The sequence below is a fragment of the Diaphorobacter sp. B2A2W2 genome, assembly GCF_056730635.1.
The window spans coordinates 185,961-204,910 of sequence record NZ_JBWZOR010000002.1 but is presented as its reverse complement, the minus strand read 5'-3'; the positions used below and the strand labels follow the sequence as shown (position 1 = coordinate 204,910).

Sequence of the window (18,950 nt, the reverse complement as noted above, 5' to 3'; positions counted from 1 at the left end):
CATTCCAACGATGAGCCCGACCCTTTAGCGCGCAGGCGCTTCAAACGTGGCGTTCCGCAGGAAGCCTGCCGGCATCTGCAGTGCAGTCGTGCTGCCAAACTGCTTGTGCGCCGCGAGCAACTCATCCAGACGCGGATCACGCAACATGACCTGTTGCCCATCAGAGCCGGCGGCTGTGGCCAGCAGAGCGGGCGCCGTGGCCGTCATGACTGGCTGGACCGCCGCCAACTGCGCGCCTGCCGCGCGGCCGTCACCTTCGGCGCCCAGATAAACACTCCATCCAACAGCCGCGACTGCGGCAAACGACGCGAACCCTGCCGCCACCTTCCAGCGGAACACTGCGGCGTTGGCTGCGTTGTCTTTCGTCCGCCCCGCCTTCATAGAGGCCACGTGACCTACTTCCACGGCCGCCAAGCGAGGCGCCGGTTCGCGCGCCAGTTGCGTGCGCAGGCGGTCTACGAGTTCAAGGTCTCCCATACCCGCTGCTTCAGAACTGCGCAGGGTGTCACCTATCAAATGGTAGAGCTGCCACGTCGCCCGCCCCTCGGCGTTCGCGGCATAGGTGAGCGCGTGCGCAAATTCTTCGCCCTGCAACTCCCCATCGGCCAAAGCCGACAGCTGTTCTCGCATCATCATGTCGTCGTTCATGGTGTTTACTCGCCAAACCGCGCCATTGCCATTCACACGCCTACCACCGCTTGCCGGAGCGCTTCTCCAGCAAAGGCTTGACCCGCGCGGAAATTGCCTCGCGCGCACGGAAGATCCGCGAGCGCACCGTACCGATGGGGCATTCCATGGCTACGGCAATTTCCTCGTAACTCAACCCCTCGATCTCCCGCAGAGTCACGGCCTGCCGCAAATCCTCGGGCAATGCCTCCATGGCCGCATTGACAGCGGCAGCGATTTCCTGGGCCGCCAACACGGTTTCGGGGGTTTCGTCGCTGATTAGTTCACGATCCAGGAAGGAAGTTTCATCTTCGGAGTCGTTGCTGCCGCGAAGAGCGCTCTCCGTGACAACCGGATTGCGTTTCATGTCTACCAGCGCCTTCTTGGCGGTGTTCACGGCGATGCGGTAGAGCCAGGTGTAGAACTGTGCCTCTCCACGGAACTGGTGCAAGGCTCGGTAGGCACGCAGAAAGGTTTCCTGCGTGATGTCGGCCACCAGATCGGTATCGCGCACCATACGCCCCACTAGGCGCTCAATGCGCCGCTGGTATTTGATGACCAGAAGTTCATAAGCGCGCTGGTCCCCCGCGACGGTGCGCTCGACCAATCGCAGATCACTGTCGGCGGGCTCTTGGGGCGCGGGCGATGGGGTCGTCATGTCTTGTGGGATGCTCCGCCACCCTGCGGGGGTGGCATTCCGTCGGTTGTCTGCTTCGCGGGTGCGCCAGCGAGGGGGCCGCCACGGGCGCGCGAATATACCGCACGCCGCAGAGCCGGCCATTGGAGAGGGTCGCTCCTGCATTCCATCCACAGCCATTGCCGTGTGTGGGATGCCCCTTGCACGGAAAACATCAGGATGGTCTGAAAGTCAAGATGCACCGCGGGTGACTGATCCACGGGCACACGCATGCCCGTTCGCCCAGTCTCCAACCACCACAGGCTGCCATCCCACACCAAAAAGCCTTCCGGCAGGCGGTGCCAGAAGCGCCAGGCCGCCGCCGTACCCAACACCCAGGCCAAAGCACCAACCCAGGCGCGCATGGCCAGGTCGGGCTGACGTCCATGGGATAGCAACCAGACCGATAGACAGGCAATGCCGGCCAGCGCCAACAAGACAAGGGTGCGGGCCACCACGAGCGAGCGGCCATAGGGGTAGCGAACGGCGGGAGCGTGCAAGGACTCACGCATGGCGGACGTTAGCCAAACACTGGGGAGGACGAGCCCGCACGATGATCCAGAGACTCGCGGACGCGCCGGCCGCCGCGCCAGGCCCGATCAATCAGACGCGCCGAAACACCAGCGTTCCGTTGGTGCCACCAAAGCCAAAATTGTTCTTGACTGCGATGTCGATCTTCATGTCCCGCGCCGTGTTGGCACAGTAGTCCAGATCGCACTCCGGATCCTGCTCGAAGATATTCGTGGTAGGAGGCACCTTCTGCTGGTGCAAAGCGAGTACGGTGAACACACTCTCAATGCCTCCCGCTCCACCAAGCAAATGCCCGGTCATCGATTTGGTCGAACTCACCACCATCTTCTTGGCATGGTCACCCAGTGCCGCCTTGATGGCATTGGTTTCGTTGAGATCCCCCAGCGGCGTGGACGTGCCGTGCGCATTGAGGTAATCCACCTCGTCGGCATTCACGCCGGCATTGCGCAGTGCGGCAACCATGGCACGCCGCGGGCCATCCATATTGGGTGCCGTCATGTGCCCGGCGTCGGCGCTCATGCCATAGCCCAACACCTCGGCGTAGATGCGCGCGCCACGCGCCTTGGCGTGTTCGTACTCCTCCAGCACCAGAACCCCCGCACCCTCCCCGAGAACGAAGCCATCGCGGTCCTTATCCCAGGGGCGTGACGCCGTCTGCGGATCATCGTTGCGCGTGGACAGGGCACGCATGGCTGCGAAGCCGCCCACACCCAGGGGCGAGACGGTGGACTCCGTACCGCCAGCGACGATCACATCGGCGTCCCCGTATTCGATCTTGCGGGCTGCTTCGCCGATGCAGTGCAGGCCCGTGGTGCAGGCTGTGACCACCGACAGGTTCGGTCCCTTGAAGCCGAAGCGCATCGACACCTGGCCAGCCACCATGTTGATGATGGATGCAGGGACGAAAAACGGCGTGATGCGGCGCGGCCCCCGGTTGGTCAACTCCGCATGCGTGTTCTCGATCAGCGGCAGTCCGCCGATACCGGAGCCAATGATGCAGCCGATGCGGGTGGCCAATTCATCGTCCAGCGCCTCGCCCGTGGGCAGACCAGCGTCGCGCACTGCCTCTTCGGCCGCCGCGATACCGTAATGGATGAACGTATCCATCGTGCGCGCATCTTTGGCACTGATGAAGGAGTCCAGGTCAAAACCCTTGACCTCGCCAGCTATCTTGCAGGCAAAGTTCGTCGTATCGAACTTGGTGATGAGGTCTATGCCGGATTTCCCGGCGAGGATGTTGGCCCAGGCATCGGCCACCGTATTGCCAACGGGGGTGATGCAACCCAGGCCGGTCACGACAACGCGACGACGGCTCATGCGCTAAACCTTTGCTGATGGGATGCCGCGCCCCAGGGAGTGCGGGGCGGCAGCGACTTAGGCCTTCTGGTGGGTATTGGCGTAGTCGATGGCGTTTTGCACCGTCGTGATCTTCTCTGCGTCTTCGTCAGGGATCTCGATGCCGAACTCGTCTTCCAGCGCCATCACCAGTTCCACCGTGTCCAGCGAGTCGGCACCCAGATCTGCCACGAAGGCTTTTTCGTTGGTGACTTGGGACTCTTCCACGCCGAGTTGTTCGGCAATGATTTTTTTGACACGTGCTTCGATATCGCTCATGGTTTCCCTCAGGGGGTTGTGAATGAATCCGCGATTCTAGCCGCTCCGGGTAAAGCCCCGTAGCAGCCCGCCGTACGGACAAAACGGCGTCAACTGACTTTAATTACATGTACATGCCGCCATTGACATGCAACTCCTGTCCCGTCACATAACCTGCACCAGCCGATGCAAGGTAAGCCACGGCATGGGCGATGTCACTGGGCTGCCCCAACTCGCCCATGGCGATCTGGGATTTCAGCGCTTTTTTCTGCTCTTCCGGCAGATCGGCGGTCATGTCGGTGGCAATGAAACCCGGAGCCACGCAATTCACGGTGATGCCGCGGCTGCCCAGTTCACGTGCCAATGCGCGGGTCATACCTGCCACACCAGCCTTCGCGGCCGCGTAGTTGGCCTGACCGGGATTGCCCGATGCGCCCACCACGCTGGTAATACTGATGATGCGCCCAAAGCGCTGTTTCATCATGGGCCGAATAGCCGCACGGCTGACGCGGAAAACAGCCTTGAGATTGGTGTCAAGCACGGCATCCCAGTCGTCGTCCTTCATGCGCATGGCCAGCGTATCACGCGTGATGCCCGCGTTGTTCACCAGCACATGCAGGCCCCCATGCTCCTTGACGATGGCATCCACCAGCGTGTCCACGGCTGCGCCGTCGGTCACGTTCAGTTTGACGCCCTTGCCGCCGTAGGCCGCCAGGGCCTGGCCGATGCGCTGCGCGCCTTCATCCGTGGTGGCCGTACCAATCACGCGCAAGCCCCGCTGGGCGAGCTCGGCGGCAATGGCGGCTCCGATGCCGCGGGTGGCGCCGGTAACCAGCGCAATCTGGGGAGAGGCGGATTCACTCATGCCAGCAGTTCCTTGGTTTCGGCCAGCGTGGCCGGGTCAAACAGTGAGGCGCCAACCAGCTCGGGGTCGATGCGCTTGGTCATCCCGGCCAGCACCTTGCCGGGCCCGCATTCGATCACATGCGTCACGCCACGCGCCTTCAGCGCCTGCACACACTCCACCCAGCGCACCGGGCCGAAGGCCTGCCGATAGAGTGCATCGCGGATGGCATCTGCGTCTTGCTGCACCGCGACGTCCACATTGTTGACCACGGGAATGCGCGGCGCGCCCAGTTCCAGTGCAGCGAGCGCGGCACGCAGTTTTTCTGCGGCGGGCTTCATCAGGCTGGAGTGGAAGGGCGCCGACACCGGCAACGGCAGTGCGCGCTTGGCGCCCGCTGCCTTGAGCACTTCGCAGGCTTTCTCCACGCCCGCCTTGGTGCCCGCAATCACGGTCTGAGCGGGATCGTTGAAATTCACGGCTTCCACCACATCGGTGGATCCAGCACCAAAGCTGGCCATAGCCTCGGCGCAACCGGCGATCACCTTGGCTGACTCCAGTCCGAGGATGGCCGCCATGGCGCCAACCCCCACGGGCACGGCCTCCTGCATGGCAGCGGCACGCAGGCGCACCAGCGGGGCTGCCTGGGCCAGACTCAAAACCCCCGAGGCCACCAACGCGGAGTATTCGCCCAGGGAGTGCCCGGCCACGGCAGCCGGCAGTGCCCCGCCCTCAGCGCACCACACGCGCCAAGCCGCAATCCCGGCCACCAGCATCACCGGCTGGGTGTTGGTGGTAAGGGCCAGCGCCTCCTTGGGCCCCGCATGAATCAACGCACCGACGTCTTCGCCGAGCGCCTCTGAAGCCTCGCGCAGCGTCTCGGCCACCACGGGATGGTCACCCCAAGCGTCCAGCATGCCCACCGACTGCGAGCCTTGGCCGGGGAACACAAATGCAAAAGTTTTCGACATGGTCAAACAGTTCAAGACAAAAGGTGGCTCCAGCGCTTGCACAGCAAGCGCCAGTAGCTACATTTTCAGGAGCACCGCACCCCAGGTGAAGCCGCCGCCCACCCCTTCCAGCAGCACCGTCTGGCCCGGCTGGACCTGGCCATTGCGCACGCCATGGTCCAGTGCCAAGGGAATGGAGGCGGCCGACGTATTGCCGTGCTGATCCACCGTGACCACCACCTTGTCCATGGACAGCTTCAGCTTACGCGCCGTGCTCTGCATGATGCGAATGTTGGCCTGGTGGGGAATCAGCCAGTCGATATCGGCGTCGGTCATGCCCGCCTTGTCCAGCGTGGCCCGCGCCGCTTTCTCCAGCACGCCGACGGCCAGCTTGAAGACGGCCTGGCCATCCATCTTGAGCAAAGGGTCGCCCAGAATCTGGCCGCCGTAGACGTTGCCCGGCACGCAGAGGATGCCGACATGGCTGCCATCGGCATGCAGGTCGCTCGCAAGGATGCCGGGCGCTTCCGAGGCCTCCAGCACCACTGCGCCGGCGCCGTCGCCGAACAGCACACAGGTGGTGCGGTCGTTGAAATCCAGAATGCGGCTGAAGACCTCGGACCCCACGACCAGCGCACGGCGCGCTCCACCGGAGCGGATCATGGCGTCGGCCACCGTGAGTGCATAGACGAAGCCGCTGCACACGGCCTGCACGTCGAAGGCGGGGCAGCCATTGGCACCCAGCTTGTTTTGCAGAATGCAGGCGGTGGAGGGAAACACCATGTCCGGTGTGGACGTGGCGACGATGATCAGATCAAGATCTTGCGCCTGGCAACCAGCGGCCTCCAGCGCGCGGCGCGATGCCTCCAACGCCAGGTCGCTGCTGGTGACGTCCCGGTCGGCGAAATGGCGTGCGCGGATGCCCGTGCGCTCCACGATCCATTCATCGGAGGTCTCGATGCCCTGCTGCGCCAGCTGGGCCACCAGGTCATCATTGGTTACCCGGTGCGGCGGCAAATAGCTGCCGGTGCCGGTAATGCGTGAATAGCGTGTCATTGGGGGAGGCACGGCCGGTCAGGAAGCGGGCTGGGCGTCTGCGGCTGCCAGCAAAGGCGCCGCATGCGCAACCCGCGCGCGGACGCGGTCGAGCAGGTTGTTGCGGGCCGCATCATACGCCCGGATCAAAGCCTGCTCGAAAGCCAGCGCGTCGGCCGAACCGTGGCTCTTGAACACGAGCCCCCGCAGTCCGAGCAGGGCGGCTCCGTTGTAACGCCGGTGATCCATGCGCCTCATGATGGCAGATAACACTGGATAAGCGACGATGGCAGCAATTTTCGTGAAAATGTTGCGCGAAAACTCCTGCTTGAGCGCTCCCGCAATCATCGATGCCACGCCCTCACTGGCCTTGAGTGCCACATTGCCAACGAAACCGTCACACACCACGATGTCCACAGTACCCTTGAAGATGTCGTTGCCTTCCACATTACCGTGAAAGTTCAGGTCGCCGGATTTGGCCGCAGAACGCAGCAGTTCCCCGGCTTTTTTGATGACATCGTTGCCTTTGATGACCTCTTCGCCAATGTTCAGCAATCCTACGAGCGGTTCATCGCGGTCCTGCAGCACCGACACCAGCGCAGATCCCATGACAGCGAATTGCAGCAAATGCTCGGCCGTGCAATCGACATTCGCGCCCAGGTCCAGCACGGTAGTGGCACCGCCTTGTGCATTGGGCATCTGGGTGGCGATGGCGGGGCGGTCGATGCCGTCCAGCGTCTTGAGCAGATAGCGCGCGATGGCCATCAGCGCGCCAGTGTTACCGGCGGAGATGGCCGCATGCGCCACGCCATCCTTGACTTGCTGGATGGCCACGCGCATGGAGGAGTCCTTCTTGCGACGCAGCGCGACCTCCACCGCATCGTCCATCGTGACCACCTCCGACGCCACGACATGCGTCACGCGCTCGTGCACCAGACCCTGCAGGCTGTCCTGCCCACCCACCAGAATCAAGCGTGCGTCAGGGTGATGCTCCAGGAACTGTCGGCACGCGGGAAGCGTGACGCCGGGACCATGATCGCCCCCCATGCAGTCAACAGCCAGTGTGATCATCGGCAAATCGTCAAGCCGTCAGGCGGCCGTTAAATAAAAGGGCCATTTTGGCGCATGCCAAAACGACAAAGGCCCGCGCTACTTTTTTCGTAGCAGCGGGCCCAGAGGGTGCGCAGCCTGGATCAGGCTTCGGATTTGTTCTTCAGTACCTGACGGCCGCGGTAGAAGCCGTTGGGGCTGATGTGGTGGCGCATATGGGTTTCGCCGGTCGTGGGCTCCACGGCGATGCCAGGCACCGTCAGGGCATTGTGCGAACGGTGCATGCCGCGCTTGGAGGGAGACTTCTTGTTTTGCTGAACAGCCATGATCGGCTCCTAGGGTCTTGAAAGGGTTGGTGAAAAACGCGATCAGCCCATTGAAGACACGAGGGGATTCGCGCGAAGCCCTCGATTATATCTCAAATGGTTTTTGATCGGAACCGCCGAACGGGGCCGTTTCTCAGGCGTCCGGATTGTCCTTGCGAAGCCCTGCCAGGGCTGCGAACGGATTGGGCTTGTCGGCACTGGCCTGCTCGAAGTCCTCGTCGCTGGAGGCCAGCGTGACATCTGTCGGGCATTCCTCATGGCGCGGCACCACCGGCAGGGCCATGAGCAGTTCGTCTTCGATCAGCTCGCGCAGATCGAACTCGCGGCTCAATGCCAGCAGATCCTCATCGCTGTCGCCATCCAGTGCCTCGGCGGTGGCTTCATCGGCCACGAAGCGGAATTCGCGCTCTACCTCCAGGGGCACATCCACGGAATGCAGGCAGCGCTGGCAGGTCATCGGCAAGGTGGCGCTGGCTTTCAGGCGCAGCCAGACCTGGCCGCCTACGCCGTGCGTGGTGCGCACTTCGCCGTCCGCCGCCCAATCCACGCGCAGATCCGGGTGCAGCCCCTGCGCCTCCTCGGCCAGACGCTTGTATTTGAGCAGCGTGTCATGACCGGACAGGTGAGCGCCGGCCTGTGCAAAAGCCTTAACGTCCAGCCGGTCGGGGGAGTGTTCCTTGGTCATGCTGGGCAGTGTAAGAGAATCCAGGCATGCCGGATTTCTCCCCCCTGTCCCGCTCCCTGGTATTGGGATCGACCTCGCGCTACCGGCGCGAACTCCTGGCCCGACTGGGCCTGCCCTTCGACGTAGCTGCCCCCGCGGTGGACGAGACACCGCGGCCGGACGAAGCCCCGCGCGCTCTGGCACTGCGCCTGGCGCTGGCCAAGGCGCGCGCCGTGGCCGGCCTGCATCCGCAGGCCATCGTGATCGGCTCCGACCAAGTGGCAGACCTGGACGGCGAGCCGCTGGGCAAGCCCGGCGACCACGAACACGCCACCGTCCAGTTGCGCCGCATGCGCGGCAAGACCGTGGTGTTCCACACCGCCGTGGCAGTGGTCTGCCAGGACTGCGGTTTCGAGCAGGTGGACCTGGCGCCGGTGCGGGTGCGCTTTCGTGACCTTTCGGACGACGAGATCGAGCGCTATCTGCGTGCCGAGCAGCCGTACGATTGCGCCGGAAGCGCCAAGAGCGAGGGCCTGGGCATCGCGTTACTCGACGCGATCGACAGCGACGACCCCACCGCCCTGATCGGGCTGCCCTTGATACGCACCTGCCGCATGCTGCGCGCCGCAGGGCTGGTGCTGCCATGAGCGAAAGCACTGCAACGGTTGGCCCGACCCCGGCTCGGGGCATCCTGTATCTGGTGCCAGCGCCCCTGGACTTCGGCTGCGAGAGCCAGGCACCCCTGACCGAAGCCCTACCGGAGGGCACGCTGCGCCAGGCCGCACGCCTCACCCATTGGATTTGCGAGAACGCCAAGAGCTGCCGCGCCTACCTCAAGCGCGTGGACGCGCTGCACCCGCTGGGGGCGCCGCTGCAGGCGCAGCAGATCACAGAACTGCCGCGCGAAGTGCACAAGAAGGGCGACCACGGCGCCCGGGGCCATGCATCGTTCGACGCACGTCCGCTGCTGGCGCCGGCATTGGCAGGGCACGACATGGGCCTGGTCAGCGAGGCGGGCATGCCCGCCGTCGCCGACCCCGGCAGCTCCGTGGTGCGCGCGGCGCATGACCTGGGGCTGCGCGTGGTACCGCTGGTGGGACCGGTGTCGCTATTGCTGGCACTGGCAGCCAGCGGACTCAACGGCCAGAACTTCGCCTTCGTGGGCTATCTGCCGCAGGACGCAGGCGAGCGCACCAAACGCCTGCGCGAGCTGGAAACTCTGGCCCACAAGCAGGGCCAGACACAGCTTTTCATCGAGACGCCTTACCGCAACGCCGCACTGTGGCAGGCGCTGCTGCAGGGGCTGCAGCCGCAGACCCGGCTGGCGCGCGCAAGCGGCCTGACGCTGGCCGATGCGCAAGTTGCCAGCCACACGGTGCGCGAATGGCGCCACCACACCGCCGGCACGCCGGACAACCGCGTACCCACGGTCTTCGCCATCGGTGCGTAGGCCGCACGTACGGCCCCGGTTGATTCAAAAATAATAGCTTGCAGCGCTTGATGGATAAGCGCTGGAGCCTGATTTAACCCAATATCAGCGCAGCTGCGGCAGCTGCAGCGCAGCCAGGCCCTTCACGGCACCCATGCCTACCGCGGCGCCAAACTTCTTGGCCAGGCGCTCGGCCACGTTGTCGCGGCGGGTGTAGTCGATCACGTCTTCGGCCTTGACCACCTCGCGCGCCACGTAGTCCAGGTTGCCCAGCTGGTCGGCCAGTCCCATCTCCACCGCCTGCTGGCCCGTCCAGAACAGGCCGCTGAAGGTTTCAGGCGTGACCTTGAGCCGGTCGCCCCGCCCCTGCTTCACCACGCCGATGAACTGCTGGTGGATCTGGTCGAGCATGGCCTGGGCGTATGCGCGCTGGGTTTCGGTCTGGGGGCTGAACGGATCGAGAAACCCCTTGTTCTCACCGGCGGTGAGCAGGCGGCGTTCCACCCCCAGCTTTTCCATGGCGCCGGTGAAGCCGAAACCGTCCATCAGCACGCCGATGCTGCCCACGATGCTGGCCTTGTCCACGAAGATGCCGTCCGCCGCCGCGGCGATGTAGTAGGCCGCCGAGGCACAGGTTTCCTCGACCACGGCATAGACGGGCTTGTTGTACTTGGCCTTCAGCCGCACGATCTCGTCGTTGATGATGCCCGCCTGCACCGGACTGCCGCCCGGCGAGTTGATGAGCAGCACCACGGCCTGCGAACCCGAATCCTCGAATGCGCTGCGCATGGCGGCTACGACAAATTCGGCGCTGGCCTCGGCGCCCGCGGCGATCTCGCCCTTCACGTCCACCACGGCCGTATGCGGCGTGCTCTTGCTGGTGGCGGTCATTTCGCGCGAAAGCGCGGCCCAGATCACCGCGCCCGCCAACAGGACCCACGCCAGGCGCCAGAAGTTGCGCCAGCGGCGCGCCGCGCGCTGCTCGGCCAGGGTGCCGAGCACCAGCTTCTCCAGCGTCTCGCGCTCCCAGCCGGGGGCGGCTGCGGCCTTGCTCGCTTCATTTTTTGTAGCTTGTTGCGCCCACAGGTCGGGCGCGGCGGGCGGATTTCCCTCGAATCCCGTGGGTTCGGTGCGGGTGGGATCGGTCATGGAGTCAAAACTCTACGGTGTGCAGATGGAGGGCAGTATGCCAGCGCACCCGGCCCCCTTCCTCGGACAAGGCGATCTTCACCAGCCCGCTGCGGCACGGACCGCCAGCGCAGGCTCCCGTGTCGGGCTGGTAGGCCGCGCCATGCGTGGCACACAGCAGCCAGCGGCCGGTGTCGTCGAAAAACTGACCTTCCTGGTAGTCCATCTCCATCGGTACATGGGTACAGCGGTTCAGGTAGGCGTGCACGCGGCCCTGATAGCGGATGGCGAAAGCGCGGCAGATCTGGCCGCAGTAGCGCACGTCGAACGCCACGGCGCGGCCGCCATCCACCAGTGCCTCGCTGGGGCAGAGGTCGATGCGTTGCTCCACCGGAGTCGCCATTACGCGTGCTCCTGCAGCCAACGGTGCAGATCGGCCACGGACGAAGCCACGCACAGCGGCCCCAGTTCGGCAAAGCCCGCCGTGTCGTGCGCGCCATAGCCCACGCCCACGCTGGCACAGCCCGCGGCGCGGGCCATTGCGAGGTCGTGCGTGGTGTCGCCGATCATCAGCAGGCGCTCGGGCTCCACGCCGAACTCGGCCATCAGCTCCTGCAGCATCAGCGGGTGCGGTTTGCCGGCGGTTTCGTCCGCGGTGCGCGAACCGTCGAACATGCCACGCAGCTGCACCTGGTGCAGCACCTGGTCCAGGCCGCGTCGGCTCTTGCCCGTGGCTACGGCCAGCAGGTGGCCGCGCGTGCGCAGGCCCTCCAGCATGGGCAGCACGCCGTCGAACAGGCTCAGGTCGTCCTGGTGCTGCAGGTAGTGGTAGCGGTAGCGGTTGCCCAACTCCGTATAGCGCTCGCGCGGCACGTCGGGGGCCGCATGGGCCAGGGCCTGCGGAAGCGCCATGCCGATCACCCAGGCGGCGGCTTCATCCGTAGGCACGGTGCCGCCCACATCGCGCACCGCATCCTGAATGCTGCGCACGATGATGGCGGTGGAGTCAAACAGCGTGCCATCCCAGTCGAAGGCAATGAGATCGAATCGGCGCGGGCGGAAATCAGGCATGTGCGGGGTCGTCGGAAAGGAAGGCGGTCAGTTCGGGCGGCAATTCGGCGCGCAATTCCAGGCGCTCGCCGCTGGCCGGGTGGTCAAACTGTAGCCGCCATGCGTGAAGGAACATGCGCTTCAAGCCTTGCTTCTGCAGGCGCCGGTTCAAGTCGAAGTCGCCGTACTTGTCGTCGCCCGCGATCGGGTGGCCCTGGGAGGACAGGTGCACGCGGATCTGGTGCGTGCGCCCGGTCTTGATGGTCACCTCCAGCAGGCTCATCGCCGGCAGGCCCTGCAAGGGGCGCGGAGCGAGCTGGCTGCGCACCTTGACCAGGGTGACGGAGCGCATGCCGTCCGGGTCGCCGGGCGTGGTCACGCGCACGCGGCGCTCGCCATCCTCCTGCAGGTATTTGTGCAGCGGCGTGTCGATGACCTTCTTGTTGGCGGGCCAGTGGCCGGTGACCAGCGCCAGATAGGTCTTGCCCGTCTCGCGCCCGCGGAACTGGTCCTGCAGATGTGTGAGCGCCGAGCGCTTCTTGGCCACCAGCAAAATGCCCGAGGTCTCCCGGTCCAGCCGGTGCACCAGTTCCAGGAAGCGCGCCTGCGGGCGCGCCTGGCGCAACTGTTCGATCACGCCAAAACTCACGCCGCTGCCGCCGTGCACGGCCGTGCCGGCGGGCTTGTCGATGGCGATCAGGTGCTCGTCTTCCAGCAGGATGGGGAATTCGCGCGCGGGCGCGGGGCGCTCCGCCTTGTCCAGCACCTTGTCGGACACGCGCACGGGGGGCAGACGCACCAGGTCGCCCGGTGCCACGCGCGCGTCGGCGCTGGTGCGCCCCTTGTTCAGGCGGACCTCGCCGCTGCGGATGATGCGGTAGACGTGGGTCTTGGGCACGCCCTTCAGGTGGCGGATGAGGAAATTGTCGAGCCGCTGGCCCGCGGATTCGGCGTCGACCTCGACGATGCGGGCCGCCGGGGCTTCTGGCGGGGTGCGGCCTGCGGCCGGTTTGCCCCCTATAATGTGTTTCACCTGCGCGACGAATGTGTAAGTGGTTGATTTGTCTGGAGTTTAATGGACCCAGCCCGGCTCGGCGCGCAGCATGGTTGATGCCAACGGGCGTCATGCGCGCAGATTGCAGGCCGGTTGCCTGCGAAGGTCCGCATGCCGGCCGTGCAGGCTGACAAATCGAAACACTGAATCTACGGAATCCCAAGCTGGCCGCGCACCCCACCCGGGCACTGCGGCCAGCGGATCAAAGCGAAAATCATGTGGGTGTTGCTGGCATGGATGGTGTCATTGTGGCGAGGGCGTCAGCCTTTGCCACGTGCACGCAAATCGCCACCAACGCCCGCCGGTCAAGCGCCAATAGCTACACTTTTAGTAGCACGCCTGCGCGCTGACCGGCTCGCCCCCATCCACGCGCCACCACCCCGCCTGCTGAGTTAGCCAACCCAGCAGTCGTGGTGCATCCCGGCAATTCCCTCGTTTCGATGCGTCAGTCCAGGCATTTCCGGCTCGTGTAGAGCCTGTTTGGTTTGGAACCGGCGGTACGCGCCGCTGCAGCCCTGAGAGAGCGCTGCGCGCGGGCCGCCACGACACAACGAAAAGGAATTGCATCATGAAGCGGATGCTCATCAATGCCACGCAGCCCGAGGAGCGGCGCCTGGCCATCGTGGACGGCCAGAAGCTGCTGGACTACGAGATCGAGATCGAAGGGCGCGAGCAGCGCAAGGGCAACATCTACAAAGCCGTCGTCACGCGCGTGGAACCGTCGCTGGAGGCCTGCTTCGTTGACTATGGCGAAGACCGCCACGGCTTCCTGCCGTTCAAGGAAATCTCCAAACAGTATTTCGCCGAGGGCGTATCACCCAGCCAGGCCAGGATCCAGGACGTGATCAAGGAAGGCCAGGAGCTGATCGTCCAGGTCGAGAAGGAAGAGCGCGGCAACAAGGGCGCGGCCCTGACCACCTTCATCAGCCTGGCCGGCCGCTATGTGGTGCTGATGCCCAACAACCCACGCGGCGGGGGCGTGTCGCGCCGCATCGAGGGCGAGGACCGCGCCGAGCTCAAGGAGGCGATGGACCAGCTGGAGTACCCCAAGGGCATGAGCATCATCGCGCGCACCGCCGGCATCGGCCGTTCCGCGCCCGAGTTGCAATGGGACCTGAACTACCTGCTCAAGCTGTGGACCGCCATCGATGGCGCCGCCAAGGCCGGTAAGGGCGCCTTCCTGATCTATCAGGAATCCAGCCTGGTGATCCGCGCCATCCGCGACTACTTCAACAGCGACATCGGTGACATCCTCATCGACACCGACGACATCTACGAGCAGGCGCACCAGTTCATGGCGCACGTCATGCCCGAGCATGCCGGCAAGGTCAAGCGCTACCGCGACGACGCACCGCTGTTCTCGCGCTTCCAGATCGAGCACCAGATCGAATCCGCCTACGCGCGCACCGTGACCCTGCCCTCGGGCGGCGCCATCGTGATCGACCACACCGAGGCGCTGGTCAGCGTGGATGTGAACTCGGCACGCGCCATCAAAGGCGGCGACATTGAGGAAACCGCCACGCGCACCAACCTGGAGGCCGCCGACGAGGTGGCACGCCAGATGCGCCTGCGCGACCTGGGCGGCCTGATCGTGATCGACTTCATCGACATGGAGGAGAGCAAGAACCGTCGCGAAGTGGAAAACCGCCTGCGCGACGCGCTGCGCCAGGACCGCGCCCGCGTGCAGTTCGGCACCATCAGCAAGTTCGGCCTCATGGAGATGAGCCGCCAGCGCCTGAAGCCCTCGCTGTCCGAAGGCGCGCATATCCGTTGCCCGCTGTGCGACGGCACCGGCCACGTGCGCGACACGGAAGGCTTCTCGCTGCAGATGCTGCGCATGATCCAGGAAGAGTCCATGAAGGACAGCACCGCCGCCGTGCACTGCCAGGTGCCGGTGGAGGTGGCCAGCTTCCTGCTCAACGAAAAGCGCACCGAGATCGCCAAGATCGAACTCAAGCAGCGCGTCTCCGTGGTGCTGATCCCCAACAAGTCGCTGGAAACGCCGCACTACAAGCTGGAGCGCCTCAAGCACGACGACCCGCGCCTGGAAAACCTGGACGCCAGCTACAAGCTGGCCGACGTGGAGGAAGACCAGACCAAGGTCACGCGCCGCTCGCAGGAGCCGACCAACAAGCAGACGCCCGTGATCAAGGGCGTGTTGCCCGACGCACCGGCCCCTGTGGCCGAGCCGCGCCCCGAAGGCGCCGCCCGCGGCGCCACGCGCCCGCAGGGCCAGGGCCAGCAGCGCCCGGCAACGGCCCCCACGCCCGCGCCCCAGCGCCCGGCCGCCGCACCGGCGCCCGAACAGGGCTTCTTCGCATGGATCAAGAGCCTGTTCGGCTTTGGCGCCGCACCCGCGCCCGCACCTGTGGCGGCCCCCGCGCAGACGCCCGCGGAACCCGGCGCACGCGGCGAAGGGCGTCGCGGTGAGCGCGGCGGTCGCCGTGGCGAACGCACTGGTGAACGCAGCGGCGAGCGTGGCGGTGAGCGCAACGGCAACCGCGAAGGCGGCGAAGGCCGCGGCCGCCGTGGCGAAGGCCGTGGCGGCGAGCGCAGCGCCGAGGGCCGCGAGAACCGCGAACCGCGTGAGCCACGCAATGGCCGCGACGGCGAACGCCGTGGCGATCGCGCGGAAGGCGAGAGCCGCCGCGAGCCGCGCGAAGGCCGTGGCGGCCGCGAGCGCGGTGAGCGCAACGCACAGCCGCCCGTGCAGTCTGCGGCCGACCTGGCCAACACCCCGGTCACGACCGATGCCGACGTGGCAGTGACCGAGGAGCGCACGGCACGCACCGGCGAGCGCGGTGAACGCCGCGAACGGGGTGAACGAGGCGAGCGCCGTGAGCGCGGTGGCGAACGCGGCGGCGAGCGCCGCGAACGCGGCCCGCGCACCATCGACGCCAACGCCCCCGCCGCTGGCGCCGACTTTGCCGACACTGCGCCCCTGGCCGCATTGCCGGACCTGGACCTGTCCGGCGCTGAAGTCGGTACGTCCGGCGCCGAGGCCCCCGCCGGCGAGGAGCGCCGCGAGCGCCGTTCGCGCGACCGCTATGGACGCGACCGCCGCGAACGTGGCGAGCGCGGCCCGCGCAATGCCGAGGCCAGCGCCACCGGTGCCGATGCCGAAGCGCCTGCCGCGCCGCTGATGGACCTGGACCTCCCCGCTCCCGCTGCGGCGGTCGAGGAAGACTCCGCCCCCGCACGCCGCAGCTATTTCGCCTCCGCTCCGGCATCTGCCCCGGCGGCAGCGCCGCAAGCCGCGCCCGAAGCCACGGCCGCAGTGACGCCACCCCCGGCCGCCGTGCCAGTCCCCGCACCGGCGCCCGCGCCCGTTGCAGCGGCACCTGTGCCCGCACCGGCTCCGGCTGCCGCTGCGGTAGCGCCGGCAACCGGTGGCATGCCGCGCGTGCAGGCATTCACGCTGCCCGTGGACACGCTGCAGCAGATGGCGCAGGCTTCGGGCCTGCAATGGGTGAATTCCGACGCCCAGAAGATCGCCGCCGCGCAGGCCGCGATTGCGGCCGAGCCCAAGCCCGTCCACGTGCCGCGCGAGCGTGCGCCCGTGGTGGTGCTGGATGAAGGTCCGCTGGTGCTGGTGGAAACCCGCCGCGACCTGGGCGCGATGCAGCTGCCGTTCGACCAGGACAACGCGGCCGCCTAAGCCCGCGCCATGGCAGAACACCGGGGGCATCATGCCCCCGGTGGCGTTTTACGCTATCGATAAATGAGCTGCTGGCGCTTGATGGATAAGCCTTAGAGGCATATTCAGCTGATAGCCACGGCAGCTCGCACATTGGGAGTAATGACCGTGCTGTTCCTGCTGTCGCCCGCCAAGTCGCTGGACTACGACACCCCCCTGCCCGCCGGCCTGCCGCACACGCTGCCCGCGTTCGTGCCCGACGCACAGCGCCTGATCGCGGTGCTGCGCGAGAAGTCGCCGCAGGAAGTGGCCGCGCTGATGTCGATCAGCGACCCGCTGGCCGCCCTCAACGTGGCGCGCTATGCGGCCTGGCAGCCGCGCTTCACGGCCGCCAACGCGCGCCAGGCCGTGATGGCCTTCAACGGCGACGTGTACGAAGGGCTGCAGGCGCAGTCGCTCTCCCTCGAAGACCTGCAGTGGGCGCAGCAGCATGTCGCCATCCTGAGCGGCCTGTACGGTGTGCTGCGACCGCTGGACCGCATGCAGCCCTATCGCCTGGAGATGGGCACGCGCCTGGCGACCGATGCCGGCGCCAACCTCTACCAGTTCTGGGGCGCGCGCATCGCCGAACACCTGAACCAGCGCCTGGCCGCGGACGCCACGCCGGTGGTGGTCAACCTGGCTTCGCAGGAGTACTTCAAGTCCGTGGACCGCAAGGTGCTCAAGGCGCGCGTGATCGAATGCGTGTTCGAGGACCACAAGGCCGGCCAGTACAAGATCATCAGCTTCTACGCCAAGCGCGCGCGCGGCCTGATGGCGCGCTGGGCCATTCAGCAGCGCGCGGCCACCCCGCGGCGGCTGGAGGAATTCGACCTGGAAGGCTATGCTTTCCACCCGGCCTCGTCCCAGCCCGACCGGCTCGTGTTCCGCCGCCACGCCGCCGGCAGCTAGACAGGTTCCCCTCCTTTCCTGGACGCCCCCCATGAACCACGCCGTCGAAACCGCGCACTACCCCGCCACCCAAGCCGTCGACCAGCCCTTCGAGGCCACCGTGCGCGAAGGCTGGGGCGTGTGGATCACGTTCATGCGTGAAGAATTCCTGAAAGCCACCTTCACCCGGCGCGCCGATGCGGAGGCGTTTGCCGCCCAGCACACGCATGGCGGCCAGCGGGGCCAGGTGCGGCGCATGTGGCTGCTGGTGAACGAGACGGCCGGCGAGGCTTATGCGCTCGCGTCCGACGGCGTGCAGCCGCTGCAGGGTGTAGACCTGGACTTTCGTCACCACCAGCGCCTGCAGACGCTGCGCAGCGACGTGCTGTCGCGCTTGAGCGATGCCGAACTGCAGGTGCTGGGCCTTAAGCGCACCTGAAACCCTGCCCCAACGAAAGCCCATGCCCGATCACAGCTTCGCCTCCTCCCAGTCCGTTACGCCCGAGCTGCGCCAGTGGATCCTCGACCAGTACGGCGCCGGCATCGCCACGCCCGCACTGATCGAGGCCATGCGCAATGCGGGCTGGGCCGATAGCGTTGCCGTGCGCGCGGTGGAGGAGGTACTGCGCGCGCATCTGGACGGCGCAGTGCAGCCGCAAGGCCTGCCGCCCGCCGTGCCGGTGCCCGAGCCCGACATCGCCGACGCGCCGCTCTTCATCGACGTGGGCGACCGCCAGGTCGAGGTGCTGATGTCGATGGCCCACCCGCGCGTGGTGCTGTTCGGCAACCTGCTGTCGCCCGAGGAATGCCAGGCCATCATCGATGCTGCACAGCCACGCATGGCGCGCTCGCTCACCGTGCAGACCACCACCGGCGGCGAAGAGGTGAACGCGGACCGCACCAGCGACGGCATGTTCTTCCAGCGCGGCGAGACGCCGGTGGTGCAGCGGCTGGAAGAGCGCATCGCCCGCCTGGTGCGCTGGCCCATCCAGAACGGCGAAGGCCTGCAGGTGCTGCACTACCGCCCCGGCGCGGAATACAAGCCGCACTACGACTACTTCGACCCCGACCAGCCCGGCACCTCCACCATCGTGCGCCGCGGCGGCCAGCGCGTGGCAACGCTGGTGATCTACCTGAACAACCCGCGCAAGGGCGGCGGCACCACCTTCCCCGACGTGCCCCTGGAGGTGGCGCCGCGCCAGGGCAATGCGGTGTTCTTCAGCTACGAGCGGCCCCACCCCAGCACGCGCACGCTGCACGGCGGCGCCTCGGTGATCGAGGGCGAGAAGTGGATCGCCACCAAATGGCTGCGCGAACGGGAATTCAAATGAAATGAGCCTCTAGCGCTTATTCGACAAGCGCTAGCAGCTATCCAATCCATAGCACT

Annotated in this window: 20 protein-coding genes; 6 read left to right on the top strand and 14 right to left on the bottom strand. The window is 66.1% G+C overall.

Features of this window, described 5'->3' with window-relative positions; genetic code table 11:
- Positions 1–24 precede the first annotated feature (24 nt).
- From AC1PPL_RS04170 to AC1PPL_RS04125, 10 genes are all read right to left on the bottom strand, one after another.
- Positions 25–648, bottom strand: a complete 624-nt coding sequence (locus tag AC1PPL_RS04170; protein ID WP_479972713.1) for a sigma-E factor negative regulatory protein — start codon at positions 646–648, stop codon at positions 25–27.
- A gap of 40 nt (positions 649–688) precedes the next feature.
- A complete protein-coding gene (gene rpoE / locus AC1PPL_RS04165; RefSeq protein ID WP_123675897.1) occupies positions 689–1,324 on the bottom strand; it encodes an RNA polymerase sigma factor RpoE in 636 nt (211 codons plus the stop codon).
- 621 nt (positions 1,325–1,945) lie between these two features.
- Positions 1,946–3,190: a beta-ketoacyl-ACP synthase II gene (fabF, locus tag AC1PPL_RS04160; protein ID WP_015913977.1), complete on the bottom strand. Its 1,245-nt coding sequence runs from the start codon at positions 3,188–3,190 to the stop codon at positions 1,946–1,948.
- A 57-nt stretch (positions 3,191–3,247) separates the two neighbouring features.
- Positions 3,248–3,487 carry an acyl carrier protein gene (acpP, locus tag AC1PPL_RS04155; RefSeq protein WP_003058049.1) on the bottom strand — a complete coding sequence of 80 codons (240 nt, stop codon included), beginning with the start codon at positions 3,485–3,487 and terminating at the stop codon, positions 3,248–3,250.
- A gap of 103 nt (positions 3,488–3,590) precedes the next feature.
- Positions 3,591–4,331, bottom strand: coding sequence for a 3-oxoacyl-ACP reductase FabG (fabG, locus tag AC1PPL_RS04150; protein ID WP_015913978.1), 741 nt, complete (start codon positions 4,329–4,331; stop codon positions 3,591–3,593).
- Positions 4,328–5,281: an ACP S-malonyltransferase gene (fabD, locus tag AC1PPL_RS04145; protein WP_047351565.1), complete on the bottom strand. Its 954-nt coding sequence runs from the start codon at positions 5,279–5,281 to the stop codon at positions 4,328–4,330. The genes fabG and fabD overlap by 4 nt, the downstream gene beginning before the upstream one ends.
- Positions 5,282–5,338: 57 nt before the next feature.
- Positions 5,339–6,316 (bottom strand): beta-ketoacyl-ACP synthase III, encoded by a 978-nt coding sequence (locus AC1PPL_RS04140; protein WP_011806400.1) that lies wholly within the window; start codon positions 6,314–6,316, stop codon positions 5,339–5,341.
- Between the two features lie 18 nt (positions 6,317–6,334).
- Entirely contained in the window at positions 6,335–7,366 is a 1,032-nt protein-coding gene (gene plsX / locus AC1PPL_RS04135) for a phosphate acyltransferase PlsX (protein WP_287741965.1), read from the bottom strand.
- A gap of 122 nt (positions 7,367–7,488) precedes the next feature.
- A complete protein-coding gene (rpmF, locus tag AC1PPL_RS04130; RefSeq protein WP_011806402.1) occupies positions 7,489–7,671 on the bottom strand; it encodes a 50S ribosomal protein L32 in 183 nt (60 codons plus the stop codon).
- A 133-nt stretch (positions 7,672–7,804) separates the two neighbouring features.
- Positions 7,805–8,356: a YceD family protein gene (locus tag AC1PPL_RS04125; RefSeq protein WP_015913981.1), complete on the bottom strand. Its 552-nt coding sequence runs from the start codon at positions 8,354–8,356 to the stop codon at positions 7,805–7,807.
- 26 nt (positions 8,357–8,382) lie between these two features.
- Between AC1PPL_RS04125 and AC1PPL_RS04120 the strand changes: the two genes are divergently transcribed.
- Positions 8,383–8,982: a Maf family nucleotide pyrophosphatase gene (locus AC1PPL_RS04120; RefSeq protein ID WP_479972712.1), complete on the top strand. Its 600-nt coding sequence runs from the start codon at positions 8,383–8,385 to the stop codon at positions 8,980–8,982.
- Positions 8,979–9,785 carry an SAM-dependent methyltransferase gene (locus AC1PPL_RS04115; RefSeq protein ID WP_220637814.1) on the top strand — a complete coding sequence of 269 codons (807 nt, stop codon included), beginning with the start codon at positions 8,979–8,981 and terminating at the stop codon, positions 9,783–9,785. Before AC1PPL_RS04120 ends, AC1PPL_RS04115 begins: the two co-directional genes overlap by 4 nt.
- A gap of 84 nt (positions 9,786–9,869) precedes the next feature.
- On the opposite strand, the gene AC1PPL_RS04110 is transcribed toward AC1PPL_RS04115, so the two are convergent.
- From AC1PPL_RS04110 to AC1PPL_RS04095, 4 genes are read right to left on the bottom strand one after another with little or no spacing between them, the layout of a single operon-like run.
- The gene (locus tag AC1PPL_RS04110) at positions 9,870–10,913 is read right to left on the bottom strand and encodes a S49 family peptidase (protein ID WP_015913983.1); all 1,044 of its coding nucleotides are present in this window, start codon (positions 10,911–10,913) and stop codon (positions 9,870–9,872) included.
- Positions 10,914–10,917: 4 nt separating this feature from the next.
- Positions 10,918–11,295 carry a Rieske (2Fe-2S) protein gene (locus tag AC1PPL_RS04105; protein WP_479972711.1) on the bottom strand — a complete coding sequence of 126 codons (378 nt, stop codon included), beginning with the start codon at positions 11,293–11,295 and terminating at the stop codon, positions 10,918–10,920.
- Positions 11,295–11,963 (bottom strand): HAD family hydrolase, encoded by a 669-nt coding sequence (locus tag AC1PPL_RS04100; protein WP_015913984.1) that lies wholly within the window; start codon positions 11,961–11,963, stop codon positions 11,295–11,297. The genes AC1PPL_RS04105 and AC1PPL_RS04100 overlap by 1 nt, the downstream gene beginning before the upstream one ends.
- Entirely contained in the window at positions 11,956–12,975 is a 1,020-nt protein-coding gene (locus tag AC1PPL_RS04095; RefSeq protein WP_088886222.1) for an RluA family pseudouridine synthase, read from the bottom strand. The genes AC1PPL_RS04100 and AC1PPL_RS04095 overlap by 8 nt, the downstream gene beginning before the upstream one ends.
- Before the next feature lie 589 nt (positions 12,976–13,564).
- Between AC1PPL_RS04095 and AC1PPL_RS04090 the strand changes: the two genes are divergently transcribed.
- The 4 genes from AC1PPL_RS04090 to AC1PPL_RS04075 all read left to right on the top strand — a co-directional run bounded on the left by AC1PPL_RS04090 (position 13,565) and on the right by AC1PPL_RS04075 (position 18,894).
- Positions 13,565–16,654 (top strand): Rne/Rng family ribonuclease, encoded by a 3,090-nt coding sequence (locus AC1PPL_RS04090; RefSeq protein ID WP_479972710.1) that lies wholly within the window; start codon positions 13,565–13,567, stop codon positions 16,652–16,654.
- Between the two features lie 147 nt (positions 16,655–16,801).
- Positions 16,802–17,584, top strand: a complete 783-nt coding sequence (gene yaaA / locus AC1PPL_RS04085) for a peroxide stress protein YaaA (RefSeq protein WP_173370366.1) — start codon at positions 16,802–16,804, stop codon at positions 17,582–17,584.
- A 31-nt stretch (positions 17,585–17,615) separates the two neighbouring features.
- Positions 17,616–18,002 (top strand): hypothetical protein, encoded by a 387-nt coding sequence (locus AC1PPL_RS04080; RefSeq protein ID WP_011806411.1) that lies wholly within the window; start codon positions 17,616–17,618, stop codon positions 18,000–18,002.
- Positions 18,003–18,024: 22 nt separating this feature from the next.
- Positions 18,025–18,894 (top strand): 2OG-Fe(II) oxygenase, encoded by an 870-nt coding sequence (locus AC1PPL_RS04075; RefSeq protein ID WP_479972709.1) that lies wholly within the window; start codon positions 18,025–18,027, stop codon positions 18,892–18,894.
- Positions 18,895–18,950 lie beyond the last annotated feature (56 nt).